This is a genomic window from Vreelandella neptunia (genome assembly GCF_000712975.1).
Lineage (GTDB): Bacteria > Pseudomonadota > Gammaproteobacteria > Pseudomonadales > Halomonadaceae > Vreelandella > Vreelandella qaidamensis.
Map to the genome: position 1 here is coordinate 416380 of NZ_JHQL01000004.1, position 19994 is coordinate 436373.

The 19994-nt window shown below is 50.8% G+C and carries 14 protein-coding genes and 1 pseudogene; 2 read left to right on the plus strand and 13 right to left on the minus strand.

Annotation, left to right across the window (positions count from 1 at the left end; genetic code table 11):
• Positions 1-134 precede the first annotated feature (134 nt).
• The gene (gene betT / locus CR46_RS0114010) at positions 135-2186 is read left to right on the plus strand and encodes a choline BCCT transporter BetT (protein WP_030073944.1); all 2052 of its coding nucleotides are present in this window, start codon (positions 135-137) and stop codon (positions 2184-2186) included.
• A gap of 81 nt (positions 2187-2267) precedes the next feature.
• On the opposite strand, the pseudogene adhP reads toward betT, so the two are convergent.
• Positions 2268-3295: pseudogene (adhP, locus tag CR46_RS17835) on the minus strand (alcohol dehydrogenase AdhP).
• A 121-nt stretch (positions 3296-3416) separates the two neighbouring features.
• The gene (gene exaC / locus CR46_RS0114020) at positions 3417-4937 is read right to left on the minus strand and encodes an acetaldehyde dehydrogenase ExaC (protein ID WP_030073945.1); all 1521 of its coding nucleotides are present in this window, start codon (positions 4935-4937) and stop codon (positions 3417-3419) included.
• A 119-nt stretch (positions 4938-5056) separates the two neighbouring features.
• On the opposite strand from exaC, the gene CR46_RS0114025 reads away from it, so the two are divergent.
• Positions 5057-5743, plus strand: coding sequence for a response regulator transcription factor (locus tag CR46_RS0114025; RefSeq protein ID WP_030073946.1), 687 nt, complete (start codon positions 5057-5059; stop codon positions 5741-5743).
• A gap of 14 nt (positions 5744-5757) precedes the next feature.
• Here the strand turns inward: CR46_RS0114025 and CR46_RS0114030 are convergent, their stop codons facing one another.
• The 11 genes from CR46_RS0114030 to CR46_RS0114080 all read right to left on the minus strand — a co-directional run bounded on the left by CR46_RS0114030 (position 5758) and on the right by CR46_RS0114080 (position 19850).
• The gene (locus tag CR46_RS0114030) at positions 5758-7170 is read right to left on the minus strand and encodes a hybrid sensor histidine kinase/response regulator (RefSeq protein ID WP_030073948.1); all 1413 of its coding nucleotides are present in this window, start codon (positions 7168-7170) and stop codon (positions 5758-5760) included.
• Positions 7142-8302, minus strand: coding sequence for a nitric oxide-sensing protein NosP (gene nosP, locus CR46_RS0114035; RefSeq protein WP_030073950.1), 1161 nt, complete (start codon positions 8300-8302; stop codon positions 7142-7144). The genes CR46_RS0114030 and nosP overlap by 29 nt, the downstream gene beginning before the upstream one ends.
• Positions 8283-10535, minus strand: coding sequence for an ATP-binding protein (locus tag CR46_RS0114040; protein ID WP_030073952.1), 2253 nt, complete (start codon positions 10533-10535; stop codon positions 8283-8285). The genes nosP and CR46_RS0114040 overlap by 20 nt, the downstream gene beginning before the upstream one ends.
• Entirely contained in the window at positions 10525-11025 is a 501-nt protein-coding gene (locus CR46_RS0114045; RefSeq protein WP_035536788.1) for a putative pterin-binding protein, read from the minus strand. The genes CR46_RS0114040 and CR46_RS0114045 overlap by 11 nt, the downstream gene beginning before the upstream one ends.
• 246 nt (positions 11026-11271) lie before the next feature.
• On the minus strand, positions 11272-12090 hold the full coding sequence (locus tag CR46_RS0114050) for a DUF2189 domain-containing protein (RefSeq protein WP_030073956.1): 819 nt from the start codon (positions 12088-12090) through the stop codon (positions 11272-11274).
• A 323-nt stretch (positions 12091-12413) separates the two neighbouring features.
• Positions 12414-12842: a universal stress protein gene (locus CR46_RS0114055; RefSeq protein WP_030073958.1), complete on the minus strand. Its 429-nt coding sequence runs from the start codon at positions 12840-12842 to the stop codon at positions 12414-12416.
• 11 nt (positions 12843-12853) lie between these two features.
• Positions 12854-15457, minus strand: coding sequence for a TRAP transporter permease (locus CR46_RS0114060; protein ID WP_030073959.1), 2604 nt, complete (start codon positions 15455-15457; stop codon positions 12854-12856).
• Positions 15458-15589: 132 nt separating this feature from the next.
• Positions 15590-16570, minus strand: coding sequence for a TAXI family TRAP transporter solute-binding subunit (locus CR46_RS0114065; RefSeq protein WP_030073961.1), 981 nt, complete (start codon positions 16568-16570; stop codon positions 15590-15592).
• Positions 16571-16996: 426 nt separating this feature from the next.
• Entirely contained in the window at positions 16997-18298 is a 1302-nt protein-coding gene (locus tag CR46_RS0114070) for a TRAP transporter large permease (RefSeq protein ID WP_030073964.1), read from the minus strand.
• Entirely contained in the window at positions 18288-18767 is a 480-nt protein-coding gene (locus CR46_RS0114075) for a TRAP transporter small permease (protein ID WP_030073965.1), read from the minus strand. The genes CR46_RS0114070 and CR46_RS0114075 overlap by 11 nt, the downstream gene beginning before the upstream one ends.
• Before the next feature lie 72 nt (positions 18768-18839).
• Complete coding sequence (locus tag CR46_RS0114080) at positions 18840-19850, minus strand: DctP family TRAP transporter solute-binding subunit (protein WP_030073967.1); 1011 nt, start codon at positions 19848-19850, stop codon at positions 18840-18842.
• Between the last annotated feature and the right edge of the window lie 144 nt (positions 19851-19994).

Below are 19994 nucleotides of genomic sequence, written 5' to 3' on the forward strand. Positions count from 1 at the left end.
AAAACGCTATTAACGATGGGCTGAAAGCTCCCCATCGACTTGAAGTAAGCTCTTAAACCACGTATTTTATTTGAACGTTCATTCAAAAATAACGCTGTTTTTAATCCTTGTCTTAACAACAGGAGTCCGCCTCCATGGCGAAAGACAACCCCAACCTCCCCTCACGCGACCGACTCAATCCTGTGGTTTTCCACGGGAGTGTGGCGGGTATTCTCATCTTTTTAGTATTGACGATGCTATTTACCGAGCAGGCCGGCACTTTTTTCGATGCCGGTCTTGCTTGGGTAAGCAAAACGTTCGGCTGGTACTACATGCTAGCGATTGTGGCTTATCTAGTCTTTGTCGTGATGATTGGCATGTCGCGCTTTGGCAGCATTCGCCTTGGCCCAGATCACTCACGACCTGAGTTTTCGCTATTATCGTGGTCAGCTATGCTGTTTGCTGCAGGTATCGGTATTGACCTGCTGTTCTTCAGCGTTGCCGAGCCGGTTGCCCACTATTTAGCGCCGCCTGATCTAACGCCTGAAAGCCAAGAAGCTATGCGCCAGGCCGTCGTTCAAACCTATCTGCACTGGGGGCTTTCTGGTTGGGGGCTGTACGTGTTGATGGGTATGGCGCTGGCCTATTTTAGCTATCGTCACCGCTTACCGCTGGCGATCCGCAGTGCGCTTTATCCGCTGCTGGGTAAACGTATTCACGGCCCTATTGGTAATGCAGTTGATATCACGGCCGTCATTTCAACTGTGTTTGGTATCGCTACCAGTCTCGGTATCGGGGTTATTCAGCTTAACTACGGGCTGAATTATATGTTCGATGTGCCTGAGTCCCTAACCGTGCAAGTTATATTAATTGCGATGGTTGTCATCCTGGCGACTATCTCTGTGGTGACAGGCGTGGAAAAAGGCATTCGCCGCTTATCCGAGTTCAATATGCTATTGGCGCTCGGCCTGATGCTATTTGTACTGTTTTCCGGCGACACGCTGGTACTACTTGATAAAGTTGTCAATAACGCTGGTGATTACCTTTCTGGCTTTGTAGGTGCCAGCTTTGATACCTACGCATTTGCCGATGAAGGCGCCCAAGAGTGGAAGATGTGGTGGACGATCTTCTTCTGGGGCTGGTGGATTGCTTGGACGCCGTTTGTCGGTCTTTTCTTAGCGCGTATTTCCCGTGGCCGTACTATCCGCGAATTTGTCGCTGGGGCGTTGTTTATACCACTGGCCTTTATGATGGTGTGGATGTCTATTTTTGGTAATAGCGGCATTGAGCTAGTCGCTAACCAAGGCGTAGCCGAGCTAGGTGAACAGGCGCTCAACACCCCGCAAACTACACTTTATACCCTGCTTGAGTACTACCCTTATGTAGGCATTACAGCAGCAGTAGTGACAGTATTAGGAATTGTGTTCTTTATTACCTCTGCAGACTCTGGTGCGCTGGTACTGGCCAACTTCACGTCTATTTTGAGTGACGTTAACCATGACGCCCCGATACGTCTGCGTATTTTCTGGTCGGCAGTAATTGGCTTGATCACCATTGCCCTGTTAATGGCTGGCGGCTTAAACGCTCTGCAAAGCGCCGTGGTAATTACCGCTCTGCCCTTCTCATTGGTGATTTTCGCGGTGATGGTGGGAATGTATAAAGCCCTGAAACTGGAAGGCAGCAAGGCCGACGCACGCCGTATGATTGCTGGTAGCGCCCCAGGTGGCGACTGGCGTGAACGTTTAGATCGCGCGCTGGACACCTCCAACCGTGCGGGTGCCGCGGCAACCATTCAGCACTCTATTCGCCCAGCAATGACGCAATTTGCCCAGGAGCTTGAGAGCCGTGGTCAAACCGCCAACGTTACCGAAGAGCATCTTGATGGCGAGTCGCTTCCAAATCTGACGCTGCAGGTTGACCTGGGCGACGCCACTAGCTTTGTCTATCAGGTATGCCCGCACCGTATGCGCACACCAAGCTTTATACCTGCGGATGACGACTTCTATGTTCGTTTGGACGTATATTTAGCTGAGGGCGGTCAAGATAAAGATCTGAACGGCTATACCCGTGGGCAAGTGATTGGTGATCTCGTGGCAGAGTACGAGCGCCACCTACACTTCCTTACTCTGGCGGGTCAGCAAATGGGCCACGTACAAGCAATGCCAGGTACCATCGGCGAACCGCCGGGAGATTCCCAGATGCAATGATCCGAATACCTCAATCAAAACCCCGACCATTTGGTCGGGGTTTTTGTTAGCGTGCAATAAACAAGAGCTGTTCACGCTACATCAGCCCACCATATCAAGCACAATACGGCCTTCTATCTTGCCGTCGATCATACGCTGGAAAACGTCGTTGATATTATCTAATGTGTCGGTCGCCACGGTCGCTTTGACTTTGCCTTCGGCAGCAAAATCCAGCGCTTCTTGAAGGTCACTGCGCGTACCCACAATAGAGCCACGAATAGTAATACCGTTAAGCACCGTGCTAAAAATTGGCAGCGGGAAATCCCCCGGTGGTAAACCATTGAGCACCAACGTGCCGCCACGACGCAGCATGTTTTGCGCTTGATCAAATGCCTTCGGCGATACCGCGGTAACCAGTGCCCCATGGGCACCACCAATGGTTTTCTTCAGATACGCCGCTGGGTCGGTTTTCATCGCGTTAACGGTCACCGTGGCGCCTAGCCGTTCGGCGAGGGCTAATTTACCGTCGTCAATATCAACAGCAGCGACGTTGAGCCCCATCGCTTTCGCGTACTGTACCGCCATATGTCCCAGGCCGCCGACGCCTGAAATAACCACCCACTGGCCGGGGCGAGTGTCGGTCATTTTCAAGCCTTTATAAACCGTTACGCCCGCACAAAGCACCGGAGCTATTTCAATGAAATCAACGGCGTCCGGCAGGCGACCCACATAGCCCGCATCCGCCAAGGTATAGTCAGCAAACCCGCCGTTGACTGAATAACCGGTATTTTGCTGAGACTCACACAGGGTTTCCCAGCCACCTAAACAGTGTTCACAGTAGCCACAGGCAGAATAGAGCCAAGGCACGCCGATACGATCGCCCTCTTTCACATGGGAGACGCCTTCACCGACCGCCACGATATGCCCTACCCCTCATGGCCTGGAATAAAGGGCGGCGATGGTTTCACCGGCCAATCGCCGTGTGCTGCATGTAAATCAGTGTGGCAAACGCCAGAGGCCGCTACTTTCATCAGCACCTCTCCCCGTTTGGGACGAGGCACACTTACTTCTTCTATCGTTAGCGGCTGGCCGAACTCACGTACGACTGCCGCCCGCATTGTGTTATCCATGATGCGACTCCTGATGGTTGTCGATGTGGCAACTTGTGGTTGCTCTTATCGTTACAGTAAGCGTCAGGGGAGTAGCAAAACGCCCGGCAGTGGCCGGGCGGTTTCATTGCAAAGCTGGCTACTAGAAGAAGCCTAGTGGATTAATATCATAGCTGACCAGCAGGTTTTTGGTTTGCTGATAGTGCTCAAGCGCCACTTTATGGGTTTCGCGTCCTACACCTGATTTCTTATAGCCACCAAACGCAGCATGGGCAGGGTACTGGTGGTAGCAGTTAGTCCATACGCGACCTGCTTGAATACCACGCCCCATACGGAAGGCGACGTTGATATCACGGCTCCATACGCCTGCACCCAGACCGAACTCGGTATCGTTGGCAATGGCCAGCGCTTCTTCTTCATCTTTGAAGGTGGTAACAGCGACCACAGGACCAAAGATCTCCTCCTGAAAGACGCGCATCTTGTTGTCGCCTTTTAGCAGGGTTGGCTGGATGTAGTAACCGCCGTTGATGCTGTCATCCAGGCTCTCTTTATCACCGCCAGCCAGGAACTCGGCACCTTCGTCACGGGCGATATCCATGTATGACATGATTTTGTCGAACTGCTCTTGAGACGCCTGAGCACCTACTTGCACATCGGTATCTAGCGGATTGCCACGCTTGATTGTCTTAGTGCGCTCAACCACCTTGGCCATAAACTCGTCGTACATGCTCTCTTGAATCAACGCACGAGAAGGACAGGTACATACTTCGCCTTGGTTGAAGAATGCCAGCACTAAACCTTCGACAGCTTTATCAATAAACGTCGGCTCAGCGTTCATGATGTCGGCAAAATAGATATTGGGCGACTTACCGCCCAGCTCTACTGTCGAGGGAATAATATTTTCTGCGGCACATTTAAGAATATGCGAACCAACCGGCGTTGAGCCGGTAAAAGCAATTTTGGCAATACGCTTGCTGGTGGCAAGCGCTTGGCCAGCTTCTGCGCCAAACCCATTAACGACGTTCAAAACGCCCGGAGGCAGCAGGTCGCCAATGACTTCCATCACTTTTAAAATGGAAGCGGGCGTTTGCTCAGCTGGCTTCAATATGACGCAGTTACCAGCGGCCAGTGCAGGGCCAAGTTTCCAAGCCGCCATTAAAATCGGGAAGTTCCAAGGAATAATCTGACCAACAACGCCCAGCGGCTCATGGAAGTGATAAGCCACTGTGTTGGCATCGATATCCGCAGCCGTACCCTCTTGTGAACGCAGGCAGCCAGCAAAGTAACGGAAATGGTCAACGGCAAGCGGGATATCTGCATTCAGAGTTTCACGAACCGCTTTGCCGTTATCCCAGGTTTCTGCGACAGCAAGCATTTCAAGGTTTTGCTCGAGACGATCGGCAATCTTAAGTAGGATGTTACTGCGCTCTTGAACAGAGGTTTTACCCCAGGCAGGTGCTGCTTTATGAGCTGCATCCAGCGCTTTCTCAATGTCTTCAGCGCTAGAGCGGGGAATTTCACAGAATACTTGGCCGTTAACAGGACTGATATTATCAAAGTATTGACCGTTGACCGGGGGAACAAACTCACCGCCAATATAGTTGCCAAAGCGTTTTTCAAAGGACACAACGGAACCAGCATCACCTGGGTTGGCGTAGATCATGGTAAAGCTCCTGAGTATTATGATTATTAAATAAGGTGCCTATCCAGTGTTGTCTACACGCGCCAATTACGATATAGCCCGATGGCAGGACTCACCCTCATCCCTTGGTAGGAGACGCCATGTACTCGTTGTTAGTGGCAGATGACCATCCACTGTTTCGCGATGCACTGCACGCGGTGATTAGCGCCGGATTAACAAGTGCCCAACTGTTGGAGTCAGACAGCTTAGCGGCAGCTATTTACACGATAGATAACCACGATGAGCTTGACCTGCTGTTACTTGATTTAAGCTTGCCCGATGCCGATGGGCTAGAAGGGCTGACAATACTTCGCGAAAGGTTTCCATGGCTTCCTGTCGCTATTGTCTCGGCGCATCAGGAGCGGCAACTGGTGTTAGATGCGATCACTCAAGGTGCCGTGGGCTATATTCCAAAATCAACCCCTCGAGAGCAGCTGTTAGCAGCACTCAACCAAATCCTGCAGGGGCAACTCTATCTGCCTGCGGATATTATGCGCCAGCCACCCCCTCGCATGGAGTCATCAGCGCTGGCATCTTCTTCATCGGAGCCGCCTCGTGAACGCCTTATACGCTTAACCGACAAACAGTTAGATGTATTGAGCTGCATGACTCAAGGAATGTCGAATAAGCAGATTGCTCGCGAGCTGCTAATTGCTGAAACCACGGTAAAAACCCATGTCTCAGCGGTTTTGCGCAAACTAGGCGCAACCAGTCGAGTGCACGCTATCGTGATTGCTGGTGAAGAAGAACTCGGGGCTTATCTTGCCAAACGCACTTCCACCAACTAGCCATCAACGTCTTGTTAAATGTGGCTCTCTAAGAGCGTTCCTAACAGCATCTTTAAGCGCAGTGGCTTAAGCGGTTTTAACAAACAGTGCATACCTGCTTCACGGGTGGCCCGCTTCAAAGCAGCTTCATGATTGGCAGTGATGACCACGGTGGCTAACCCTGGGTAGCGACGACGCAACCGTGCTGCCAGATCGATTCCATTTTCACGATGATCGCCCAGATGGTAGTCCACCAACAGTACGGCCGGATGCTCACCGTCACTCGCCGCTTCTAATGCACTCACTGTCGCCGCTGCCCTCACCCGACACCCCCAACTGCCCAGCAGCGCCTGCATCCCTTCTATAATAGCGGGATCATCATCAATCACCCATATGACACAGCCTTGCAAGGGATCCTGCTGCCAAGCTTCAGACATCGGCAGCGCTTTTTGAGCATACACAGCGGAGGATGAGCCTGCGCTTGAGGCTGCATGAGTTACTGACACAGAAAAAGGAACCAGCACAGAAAATAGAGAGCCATGCCCAAGCTGCGAGATAAGAGAAACAGGGTGCTCTAACATCGTGCTAATTCGGTCTACGATCGCTAGCCCTAGCCCAAGCCCACGGCTGTGATTGCTAGGAGATTGGTTGGCGCGGCGGAACTCCAGAAAAATCGCCTGGCGCTGTGGCTCCGGTATACCCGGCCCAGTATCGCCTACCATAATTTCAAGACCATTGGCGCGTCGTCGACAGCCCAGCAGTATGTGGCCCTGCTCAGTGTAGCGCACAGCATTGCTGAGAAAATTGCGCACGACACGCGCCAGCAGCGCTAGATCAGACTCGACCACCACGCTCGACGGTACGTAGTGAAGCGTCAGTCCACGAACGGTGGCCACCTGCCGGTACTCTTCTGCTAAGGCATCTAGCAGTGTACTTACGGCAAAAGGTGCTTTGTCTGCGTGAAGCACACCTGCATCTAAACGGGAAATATCTACCAGGGTGCCTAAAAGCCCTTCGACATCTTTTAACGAACGCCCTATGTGTCCCACCAAGGCTTGGGAGTCATCCGGCAACGCATGGGTTTCTAATGCACTGGCAAATAATCGCGCAGCGTTTAACGGCTGTAGCAGATCATGGCTAACCGCTGCCAAAAACTTGGTTTTAGAGAGATTAGCTGCCTCAGCTTCGGCATTAGCTGCCAGCAGCCGCGCATTCACTTGGCTGAGTTCGTCTAAAGTGCGGTGGAGTGCGTCGGTGCGTTCACGCACTTGCTCTGCCAGCAACACCGAACGCTCAAACGCTGCATAGGGGGCGCTGTTGGGGCTGGCGCCCGACTCCACACGCTCCATTAACGCTTGGCATACCTTACGCAAACGGCGGTTTTCCTCGCGTAGTGCGGCGTTATCCGCCGCTATTTCGCTATTCGCCGCTAGTTGGAAGAGCGCCAAAAGCCACCCCCGTAAACGTTTGATTCACATGCATGCCATGGTGCTGTTCACCGTAGGTATTAAACCCAACCACCCGTGCCTGCCGAAGCAGTGCGGATGCCTGATCTAGCTGTTGCAGGGACTCAAGCGCCATACGCCGTAAGAAGCAGTCACAGCCTATAATCGCAGGAGTTGCCCCTAGGCGCTGCTGCATACGCTTTAACATTGCGTCTAAATCGGAGAGTAGCGGCGCAGGCTGCATCGCCGTTAGCACAATGCCCGTTTCTACCGCACAGTAGAAGGTGAGACTGGCGTCTTCATTCACGCGTTGTATTGAACGGATATAATGTTGTCCGCCAATACAAACCGCTAGCGGGTGCTGAGCAAAAATGGATGGCGATAGTGCATCAACAGAACACTCTACTAGCGCTGCGTACACTTCCGCAGCAGGCAAACCGTTCAGCTCTAACACTCGCCGCTGATCTCGGTCAGCTTCTGTTACCACCAACTTATGGGCAAGCGGTTCAAGATGGTGGGTAGAAAACACCTCAAACGGTAGTCGCGTGTTAAGCATTACCACCACGGCGGCGCGGGTATGAAACTGCCCATTCGCATAAACATGGGTATGGGTAAGATGGTTATCATCACCGGCTGAGCCGCCAAAGCTGGGAATACGGCCAAGAGCAGCATCTAAGGTTGCTAATACCTGTTCTTCACGACTGGACAAACCATCTAACAACGTCAGTGCAAAGCTATGCTCATTCACTGGCGCGACCGCCTGCAGACGACATCGCTCCAGCAAGGTATCGATGAGGGGTTGTGCCCGGCTAAGGTCAAAGTGATCAAGGTCATCGATTAACGCAGTTTCAATCGCAAATAAGCGACTATCAAAACCTATCGCAACCACTGATCCTCGATCGTAGCCTTGCGGTGTAATTTCGCCAGCTGTTGTGCAGCCACTCATCGGCACTTTATCAAACACACCATCAAGGGCAGCGGCTAGTTCCTCTAACGGATACTCAGCACTACAAAAAAACAGTACAAACCCCAAGTGCTCATGAACTAGCTGTTGACCAAGTTCGTGGGCGGCTTGGGAGGGGTTTAGCTGGTTACTTGCGGCAGTCTCAATACCGCTATTCTTCGGTGCTGTCATCACGGCGCCATTTCTCCAACGCTGCATGGGTTCGCGAAGCGGTTTGTCTCAGTAGGCTCAGGCTTTCAGTCAAATCCTGCGATGAAGCAGTAGTGTTACTAACGAGTATTTCTAGCCGTTTTGCCTCGGCGGCCAAGCGTTCCGCCCCTACGCCAAGCGATTCACCGCGCAACTGGTGGGCTAAGCGCGCCACTTTCTTGGCTTGCTCTGTTGTTAGCAAGGCGGCACTTCCCAGGTAGGCAGCCAGCTGCGCAGAGTAATCACTTACTTGCTGGTGATATAGCATGATGAGTTGATCGATCCTTTCAGTCCCCAACGACACAGTCAACGTATCGAGTGTTTCACGGTTAAGTAAGGGCTGTGATTCATGCTGATCCTGATATGAAGGCAAGGCTGGCAATGCGTAGGGACGCGAAACCGTAAAGAGCTGCAGTGATAGCACATTGCTAAGGGCGAGTAAGGACAACGGTTTAGTAATGTAGTCGCTCATTCCTGCTGCCAAACAGCGCTGGCGAACATCGTCTATGCCACCAGCGGTCATGGCCACAATGGGTACGTTAGCCAACCACCCGCCTTGAGAGCGAAGACGCTTAGTCACAGTGATACCATCGATATCCGGCAGTTGGATATCCATAAAGATGAGGTGCACTTGCTGAGCCTGCACCATTTCCAGGGCATCTTGACCATTTTCAGCACAGACTACATCGCACCCGAGGCGCGCCAGTAGCCCAGTCGCGACTTTACGATTGACCGCATTATCTTCTACCAACAGTAAGGAAGTACCCGCAAAATCCAGCATCGGTTCGGACGGCAACGGCGCAGATACGGGGCTAGCTTCTACAAGGGGCAGCTCACACCAAAATGTGCTGCCCTGCCCTGGTATACTTCGTACTCCTAAGCGCCCCTGCATGGCTTCGCTCAAACGTTTACAAATCGCTAGCCCTAGCCCAGTCCCGCCGAATCGGCGAGCCACTGACTCGTCCGCTTGCTGGAAAGGTTCAAATAGTGATGCTTGCTGCTCCTCACTCAAGCCGCAACCAGTGTCACAAATCTCAAATGACAGGTAATTGACGGTGGAATAAATATGTATATTGACCTCTCCGTGGTCAGTAAATTTAATGGCGTTAGCAATGAGGTTAAGCAAAATCTGACGCAGCCGGCTAGCATCAATCATTACCCAGGCAGGCACCAAAGGATCAATAACTAACGTTAACTGCAGGTCTTTTGCTTTAGCACGAGGCGCAAAGAGTGAGATGACACTATCGACGAGTGGTTTAAGGGCGGTCGGCGAAGTTTCAAGTGTTAGGTGCCCCGCTTCGATCTTTGAAAAATCTAGAATTTCATTGATCATCGCCAGCAGCTGATTGGCGCTGTCATGAATCGTACGGGCATAGTCTTCCACTTGCGCAAGACTAGCTGGTTCACGCAACAATTCACTCATACCAATAACGCCATTGAGCGGCGTGCGAATTTCATGGCTAACCATCGCTAAAAAGTCAGATTTAGCATGATTCGCAGCTTGTGCCTGCGTGGCAGTGACTTCAAGTTGGCGGCTCAGTTGCTCTTGCTCACGCCGAGCAGCAGCGCTTTCTCTCATTTCACGCACAAGAAACACAATGACTAGCAGTACAGCGAAACTCATCCCCACCAGTAGCGACATTAGAAGCTTATATAACACACTTAATAAAGCGCGCTCTTGCGTCGCAGACTCGGCTAAAAAACCATTAATCGCGATCACAAACCGCTCTGTTAACCGAGTGAGTGCCAGTAGTTCCGTCTCTAGTTCAGCAACCGGCAGTTGAGGAAGCGACGCGTGGGGTTCAAACATTGGATCTAGCGTTTCTAGCTGCTGCTGTATTTGTGCTAATAGCGAGTTCGCCATGCTAATGTTTTCTAATAACAGGCTTACTTCGCCCTCTTGTAACAACGTCATACGACTATAAAGCAGCTCGAAACGCAGGTTGAGCTCATCTTGATCGGCAGGTGAAAGGGGCCCCCGGGTAGAAGCAAGCAGGTGATTGAATAGTTGAACGGCGTCTCGGTCAAGTTTATAGACGACCCAGGCTGTATCCTCTCTCAAACTTTGCGTCAAATTATCTTGACGCCAAGCCGCTAAGGCAGCCACTACCAAGGCTGCCGCGAATAGCAGGACGGTAATCATGGCAACCACTTTAAAGCGCCGTGGATAACGCAACAGCCGGGGGGCCCGTGCTATAGATCGGCTAACGGACATTTATCTGCATAACTTGCCAAACCGCTCTAAAACGCATTTTTTCACTCAGTAGTGCTTTATCTTGACTGAAGGGATAGAGCACCCAAAGAGGCCCATACTCACGGATTGGGATACTTTTACCTTCACGCTCTACTGCCAAAATCACGTCATACTCATAAAAATCACTGATCGGGATTTGTGCTTCGTACCCATTTAAGGCGGAGACATGAACACTGTTTTCGGTGTTATCTCCAGAAAGACCAACGTGCTCTAATAGCGTGCGCATTAGCGGCCCACTGTAAGCACTGCTGCCTTCTGTCCAGGGTGTGCCTGTTTCAAAAGAGTGTTGTGGCAAGGCTTGTAACATAGCGCGGTCAAAACGCGCCTCCTGTGCCGTATTAAACTGCTCAATGTTTCCCTTAATTGTCAGAATAACAGGCCCTTCTGGCGCAGTTAGCGTCCCTGCCCCCTCTTCCACTTGACCCGCTTGGGCAGCGCTGAATGCCAGCATAATCCACGCAAATAAAAACGCTTTCAAAACCTTCACCTCACAACACAAGGGCCAGCATTATGGCCTACCTCTGGGTAACCTTCTGGACAGGCAGGGCTCGTAATAAAAAAGAGATAGCGTACAGATTACGCTATCTCTTTTACCGGGTCAGGTTAACTACTATTTTACTTAACGACTAGCGTTTGAAACTCAATGTTTTTATACCGATTACCAGTGGTCATATCAGGTATTAAGTCAGATCTTGAGTCAGGTCTTGAGGTTTTCGACTGTCTCAATACGAACTAAATCTTCATAGGCATGCCAGCTTGCATGGCCTAGTACAGGTAGTATTAGTGCCAAGCCAATGTAAAAGGTCATCACACCAACCAGTACGCATCCAGTCAGAATAGCAGCCCACAACAGCATAGGACGGAAGTTTTTGGCAATACAACGTACGCTAGCTTCGATTCCTTCCATAAACGTAAGGTCTTGATCCATTAATGTTGGGATAGCCACTGAACTAATCGCAAACGCCCCAAAAGCGAGAATACCGCCTGCTACTGACCCTACAGCAATCATACCTAAGCCTTCAGGCGTAGTGAGCAAAGAAGTGTAAAGGGTTGCAGGGTTAGGTACCTCAAACCCAAAGAATAGCGCGAACAGCAGCGTTGCAAGACGAATCCAGGCGAGAAAGAAAATCATCATCATCACGCCCATCATTGCTAGCTGACCTGCGTGAGGACGCCAACTACCGAACGCATCTCCAAGATTAGGAACCCTTCCTCGCTCAAGAGCGAGACTAATACCATAAGAACCTACCGCTACCAGCGGCCCCACAAACATAAATCCCGCAATCATGGGTAACAACCAGTACCAATAGCCGAGTGTTATTGCGCCCGCGGTAATGGCGATGCTTAAACCCACCCAAAACATGCCGTAGGTCAAACTGATAGCCGTTGCACGACGAAAATCTTCAAACCCCGCGGCAAGCCATGCCCGCGGCCGATCCATTCCCACCTTATTAATCGTAATTTTCACGTTAGCCGTATCTGCTCGGTCGTGCGTTTTTGTTGTAGCTGCATTCATGGCATGACTCCTTAGATTGACCCCCACTACAGAGGTGGCTTTTCAAACTCAATTCAGAAGAGAAGCACAACGTACCTATCACCCTGAAAAAGTAGCCACATGCATGAGTTCGTTAACCCTGAGTTAATGGCTTAACGTCTATTTAATGTAGCTGAGCATTGGCAGGCTAGGGCCACCTAACGACATCGCGTACAAAAAATCCTGCTTTCATGCTCTTACCGCCAATTTATTCGATGCGTTAGCCAACGTTGATATACCCCACAAGCAAAAACTCCAGGCCAAATGGCCTGGAGTTCGCTTATCAACCAATCTTTACTGAAAAATCAGCGCACAATCATTACTGATACTTTGGCATGATGAACCACATGTTCCGCGTTGGGACCTAGCACGTAGTCGACAAATTTTCGCTTGGTGTGTGATGCCATCACGATCAGGTCGATATCTAGCTTTTTACCCACCTTAATGATGGCTTCCCAGGGAGATCCGTCGACAATCACACTCTGAGTCTTAATTCCCTCAGGCACATGTTCCTGAATAAACTTATGCTGCGCTTCTTTCAACGCGGCATGGGCTTTTTCAGAAAAGTTCTTTGGAAAGTACGCGCCGACCATGGGCATCGTAAACTCCGGAAGCACTGTAACCACGTGGAGTGAAGCTCCGAAGGTTTGGCATAGTGTAATGGCCGTGGGCAGCGCCTTTTTCCAAGACGCCTCCTCGTTCAAATCAACCGGTAGTAGCACTTTATGATACATAGCAACCTCCATTAGACAGTAGCGGCCGTCTCATTTTCTATCTCTTGACGACGCCGACGACGCTGCATAAGTACTACTAAGCCGAAGACCCCAAGTGCAGGTAGCCACATCCATTCTTTGGTCCAGCGATCTACCGGTGCGAGAACCTCAAGAATTTCCTGATCAAAATCGAAGCCTAGATCAGCCGCTTGGCTACCAAACTCAACAAAGTCGACTAGCGTCTGATCGCCATCAACATAGAGCTCTAAACCAAGATTGGCCAATCGCTCTTCGCCATTTTCGCCACGCGGTACAGGCACCAGAATATAGGTAGTCATTGGCGAGCCAAAATCATCTTCACCAGCGATCTGAACACGTAAATTACTACCGTCATCCACACGATCTAGGGCTTCTGTAAACTGCGCAGGCGGCACCGATTCGTAGGGGTCATGGATTTTATCCATCCAAAAACCAGGGCGGAACAGCGTGAAGGCAATCAATAACAACAGTAACGACTCATACCACCGATTACGAGTGACCATATAACCTTGGGTGCCTGCTGCAAAAATCAGCATTGCTGCCGTGGCAACAATAAACACCACTATCCCCTGCATCACCGTGACATCGATTAATAACAAATCCGTGTTAAAAATGAACAGGAACGGCAGTGCTGCTGTGCGCAAGCTGTAGTAAAACGCCTGGAAACCAGTGCGCAACGGATCCCCACCGGACACCGCAGCCGCCGCAAACGATGCCAACCCCACAGGTGGTGTCACGTCAGCCATAATGCCGAAGTAAAAGACAAACAGATGCACAGCAATAAGGGGAACAATCAGGCCATTTTGCTGGCCCAGCAGCACAATGACAGGAGCCATCAGTGCTGAAACAACAATGTAGTTAGCGGTAGTTGGTAGTCCCATCCCAAGAATCAAACTCAGTAGCGCCGTCAGCAGCAGAATCATCATCAGGTTACCCCCTGAGAGAATTTCCACTACGTCGGCCAATACAAGTCCTACGCCTGTTTGCGATACTGCACCTACTACAATTCCTGCTGTCGCCGTGGCAATACCGATACCGATCATATTGCGCGCGCCGGTTACCAACCCATCCCATAAATCTTTGAAGCCTTCTTTAATATCAGCCGCCATTTGGCTACGGCCACGGAAGATGGCAATAACAGGCCGCTGGGTCACCATGATAAAAATCATAAACACGGTCGCCCAGAAAGCCGAAAGACCTGGTGAAAGGCGCTCTACCATCAAACACCACACCAACACGACGACCGGAAGAATATAGTGTAACCCCACCATAACGGTTGGCCGTGTTTGCGGCAGCTCCACAAACTCAGAATTGGGATCATCCATCTCAAGCTCGGGATAATGAGAGCTTATTTTCAGCAGCCCAATATAAATAACAGCTAAGCCTATAGAAACAACCCACGGCGTTGCATCACCCAAAACGGGCTTTAACCAGCCAAGGCCATAGTAAACAGCAATCGAAAGTCCCATCAATAACAGTAGACCGGTCAAAAAACCAATCACTTTATTTAATAACGGGCGAGCAGGGTTACTTGAGGGTAGCCCTTTCATATTGGCTTTAAGCGCTTCAAGGTGAACAATATAAATCAGCGCAATATAAGAGATAAGAGCCGGTAAGAAGGCATGCTTAATGACTTCTACATAAGAAATACCAACATATTCCACCATAAGAAACGCTGCGGCGCCCATGACAGGTGGCATAATTTGGCCATTCACCGAAGAAGACACCTCAACGGCACCCGCCTTTTCTGCACTAAAGCCGACTCGCTTCATCATCGGAATCGTAAATGTGCCTGTTGTTACCGTGTTGGCAATCGACGACCCCGAGATCAAACCGGTCATACCGGAAGCAACAACCGCTGCCTTTGCAGGGCCGCCTTTAAAGTGGCCAAGCATTGAAAATGCCACTTTGATGAAGTAGTTACCTGCTCCCGCTTTATCTAGTAACGCGCCAAACAGTACAAAGAGGAAAACAAAACTCGTTGATACACCAAGGGCAATACCAAATACCCCTTGCGTTCCCAGCCACTGGTGGTTGATTAAACCACCCAGGCTGACACCACGGTGCGCCAAGATGCCTGGCATGTACGGCCCAAACAGCGAATAAATAATAAAAATAGCCGCCACGATCATCAACGGTGGCCCCAGGGCACGCCGCGTGGCTTCCAGCAGCATCAAAATGCCAATAATACCAACAACGATATCCTGGGTGATGGGCAGCCCTGGCCGCTGAGCCAAGTCCGAGTAAAAAATAAACAGATAGGCGCCACAGAATGTTGCGACTGCCGCTAATACCCAGTCAGCAAGAGGAATTCGGTCCCGAGGCGAACGCTTAAACGCTGGGTACGCCATAAACGCTAAAAACAGCGCAAACGCCAAATGAATTGAGCGTGCTTCTGTGGCACTAAATACGCCAAACCCCACCATGTAAGGAACTGGCGACGCAATCCACAGCTGAAAGAGCGACCAGATGGCTGCAATACTGACGAGCAGCTTACCGGGTACGCCAAGGGGCTTTCTGGCCCCAGTGTCGCTCGATGCGACCATATCCTCCAGGTCACTATCAGCAACTGCCGAAGGTTTTTTGTCATCACGCATACGCTTGCCCTGCCTAATGGTCAGCGCTGACAATCAGCGCTTTCAACAAGAAACGCGGACACCCAGGATGCCCGCGCTTTGCAAATCAAAACTGACACTATTTACCTTGTGCTAATAGCGCCCTTTATAGCCTTACTCGATCCAGCCACGCTCACGGTAGTAACGTGCTGCGCCGTCATGCAGTGGTGCGGTCAGGCCGTCTGAAATCATGTCTTCTTCGTTGAGGTTTTCAAACGCGGGGTGCAGACGCTTGAAGCGGTCAAAGTTTTCAAAAACCGCTTTGACAGTTTCATAAATAACATCTTCATCAACGGCAGTAGAAGATACAAACGTTGCCGCTACACCAAAGGTTTCCACATCTTCATCGTTACCACGGTACAGACCACCCGGAATAACAGAGCGAGTGTAGTAAGGATACTCTTCAATCAGGCCGTCAATCTCGTCACCCGTCACCGACACTATGCGTGCATCGATAGTCGTGGTTGCTTCCTGGATAGACCCATTAGGGTGCCCAACGACATACACCATGGCATCAATGTTGTTGTCAGACAGCGCGGCAGCCTGTTCAGCAGCATCTAACTGAGAAGCCAGTGCGAAAGTGTCTTCGTCCCAACCAAACGCATCCATGACAACATCCATGGTATTACGCTGACCAGAACCAGGGTTACCGATATTGACGCGCTTGCCAGGGAAATCGCTGATGTTCTCAATGCCGGAATTGGCACGGGCAACAACGGTCAGCGGTTCGCCATGCATAGTAAAGACAGCGCGCATATCTTCCCAAGCACCATCTTCTTCAAAGTTAGCTTCGCCGTTATACGCGCGGTATTGAACATCAGACTGGACAACGCCCATATCCAGTTCACCGCTCTTCATACCGTTTACGTTTGCAACTGAGCCACCGGTAGACGGTGCGTTACAGCGAATGTTGTGCTCATCACTACCGCGGTTCACCATGCGGCAGACCGACTGGCCTACCACGTAGTAAACGCCCGTTTGACCACCGGTGCCAATCGTGATGTAACGATCTTGCGCTACTGCCGGAGAGGCAAAGCTTGCCGCGGCAATCAACGCGCCGGAAAAGGCCGCCGTAGAAAATACATGGCGTTTCATAAACATACCTCTTTATCTTGATGTTGTGAGCGTTATGCGCTTTGAGTTCACCTGCTGAACGATTCCCTCAGGTGTTTTCTTCCAAAACGTTTTCAAGACAATCTGTTATCTCGCCGACAAGTTATGTCGACTGTTACTACTTTAGCGAAAAAAAACCTACTTGGCGAAATACGCAGCATGTCATTGCTGGTATATCCCCGACACATCCGAGTGCTTGTCATTAAGCTTCACTGTTTCGCAGACAAACTTTCTACTTAAAACAACGCACACAAAATGTTACATTGACGATTAAAACAACTCAGCCAATGCAATTAGATTACCTACCCATAACGTTTAGTTACCGTTAATTACCATGCCGTATTCGCATGGGGTATAGCGAATCAGGCAACGGCGACGTGCTAAAAGATAGAATTACTTACGCGTATATCAGATGTTATAACCAAGCACTGTCGGTAACCACAGGGCAATGCTTGGAAAAATAGCCACTAAAGCTAGTGCACACCCCATCGCTACAACAAACAGTAATGCCCAGCAGAGCGTCTCTTCCAAACGAATTTTGGCAACCTCTGTGGTGACCATCAAATTGACTGCAACCGGCGGGGTAAATTGCCCAATAGCAATATTCATAGCTAGCAGAATGCCGAACCAAACTGGGTTCCACTCAAAGTGTTGCATGACGGGAATCAGCACCGGCATCATGATGAGATAGATAGAGATAGCGTCAAGCAGCATGCCGGCGACCAATACCGCTAGCATGACAAGTACCAAAAGCAAAATACCATTGTCCGTTAAGCCAATAATCCACTCTGCCAAATGGCGGAAAGTACCCAGCATTGTGCCGGCCCAGGCAAAAATACCCGCTAGGGCGATAATCAACATCACCACACCAGAAATAATTGCCGCCTCTCCCAACAACTCCCACAGGTCACGTAACGAAAGCTCCTTTGTTAGCAACAGCCCCACAAGGGTGCCATAGGCAACCGCGACTACGGCAGCTTCGGTCGGGGTAAATAGACCTGAACGCAGGCCTCCTAAAATGAGCACGGGAGCAAACAAGGCGGGCAACGCCTGCCTAAACGTTGTACGAACGGTTAAGGTTTCAGAGCCAGCTATCGGCGTCCCCTCCCAGCCATAACGTTTAGCGACAATCATCGCAGGCACCAGCAGCGCTAGCCCTGCCAAAATGCCGGGAAAAAGTCCTGCAGCAAACAAAGCGCGCAGATCGACACCAGGCACTACAATCGAGTAAAGAATCAACGCCACGGAAGGAGGAATTAAGATAGCAGTGGATGCAGAGGCTGCGATGAGAGTTGCGGAAAATGGCTTTGGATAACCCGCTTTTGTCATGCTTGGCAGCATTACCATGGCCACTGCCGCCGCATCCGCTGGGCCGGATCCGCTCATACCTCCCATTATCATACACACCAGCACCGCAACCAGTGCCAGGCCGCCATGGCGAGGCCCTATCAGCGCTTGAGCAAAACGTACCAAACGTAGCGCCACGCCCGAACGCTCAAAAATCAGACCGGTCAATATAAATAGCGGTATCGCGATTAAGGGGTACTTGGCAATGCTGTTGTAGGTATTGGTACCCAACGTTGCCAGCATATCGGGCGAAAGCCCAGCCACAATACCCACCGAACCAGCCAACGCAAGTGAAAAAGCGACTGGCACACCTGCTATTAAAAACCCAGCGAAGGCAAGAATCATCCACACATCAGGCGTCATTATTCAGCCCTCCCTTTAATCGGTCATGGGTTTGCTGAACGAGACGCCATAGCATGGCAGCTGACAATATCGGCAGCCATACTAGGTACCACCACTGGGGCAACCCTAATCCAGGCGATAACGATTCCCACTGATACTCTTGCCAGGCCAATTTCCCGCCGTACCAAGTCACCAATCCCAATACAGTCAGCCCACACAACGCCTGAAATAAAATCAATGCACTACGCCAACGCGCAGGTAGGGCACGCTCTAAAAATCCGATACGGATATGACGGTTTCGTCTAATCGCCACCGATGCCCCCGCAAACGTAAGCACCACTAGTAAAAAAACAGAAAACTCTTCGGTAAACGAAAAGGAGCCGCCTGTTAAATAACGCGTAACCACATTTCCCAAGCTAATCAACGAAATAATAATAAGAGACAGCGCGCCCAGCCAGCGTTCAGGGCGTGCATCGGGAAAGCCTTTCATGGCAGCCTCACAACGAAAAGCTACCGGCCTTGAAGGCCGGTAGTTAAAGTAGTTAAAACTCTATGGGCGTCATTAACGCGCGTCGATCGCCGACTGAGCCGCGTTAACCACGTTTTCTCCAATACGTGGCGTCCATTTTTCATATACAGATTGTGTAGCGTCAACAAAAGCTTGGTACTGCTCATCGGTCAATTCAGTAACGGTCACGCCGCGTTCTTGAATGGCCGCTAGGCGCTCGCTTTCTTCCTCGCGCGTCATAGCAATTTCCCATTCACCCGCTTCAATTGCCGTTTCACGCAACAGCGCTTGCTGTTCTTCGTTCAGCGATTGCCATACCTGCTGGTTTACCGCAAAAATCAGCGGATCATTCATATAATTCCAGAGCGTTAAATGTACTTGCCCTACCTGATCGATACGCGCAACATCAAATACTGAAAGCGGATTTTCTTGTCCATCAACTGCGCCAGTCGTTAACGCCGGCTGAGCATCTGTCCAGCTCATCTGCGTTGGGTCGGCACCAAGGGCAGAGAAGGTATCCTGGAACAGCGGTGAACCTACAACGCGAATTTTCAGGCCATCTAAATCCGCTGGCTGGCTGATCGCTCCACGAGAGTTCGAGACCTGGCGGAAGCCATTTTCGCCCCAGGCCAACGGCATCACACCGCGCGACTCAATCGCTTCAAAGACCAATTCACCCGCTTCCCCACCGGTAACCGCATCGACAGCCGCCTCATCGGGAATAAAAAATGGCAACGAGAATAAGTTAAGTTCAGGCACCTGGGGTGACCAGTTGATGGTCGAGCCTACCGCGGCATCAATAAGCCCAGAACGCATAGCGGAAAACTCCCGGGTTTGATCTCCCGATACTAACTGAGAGTTTGGGTAAACTCGCAGCGTTAGTTCACCGCCACTGCGTTCTTCTACTAGCTCCGCCCACTTTTCCGCCGCCTGCCCCCATGGGAAAGCGTCAGACAAAACAGTGGAAACCGAGAGCTCACGTGCTTGCGCAGAAAAAGCAGCAGATAGCAGGGCAACACCAGCCAAGCCTACCGTTAAACGAGCTATAGAGCGTGTCAGCGTCATTATTGTCGATCCTTTTTTTATCAGTTAGTAGTCAGCGAGCGCGTTTATTTACCCACCGTGCTCCGCTATGTTGCTAAACAAGCTGTCATACGGGCAACGCTACATTGTAGGCACTCATGAACTTAAGGGAAGCCAATCATTAGC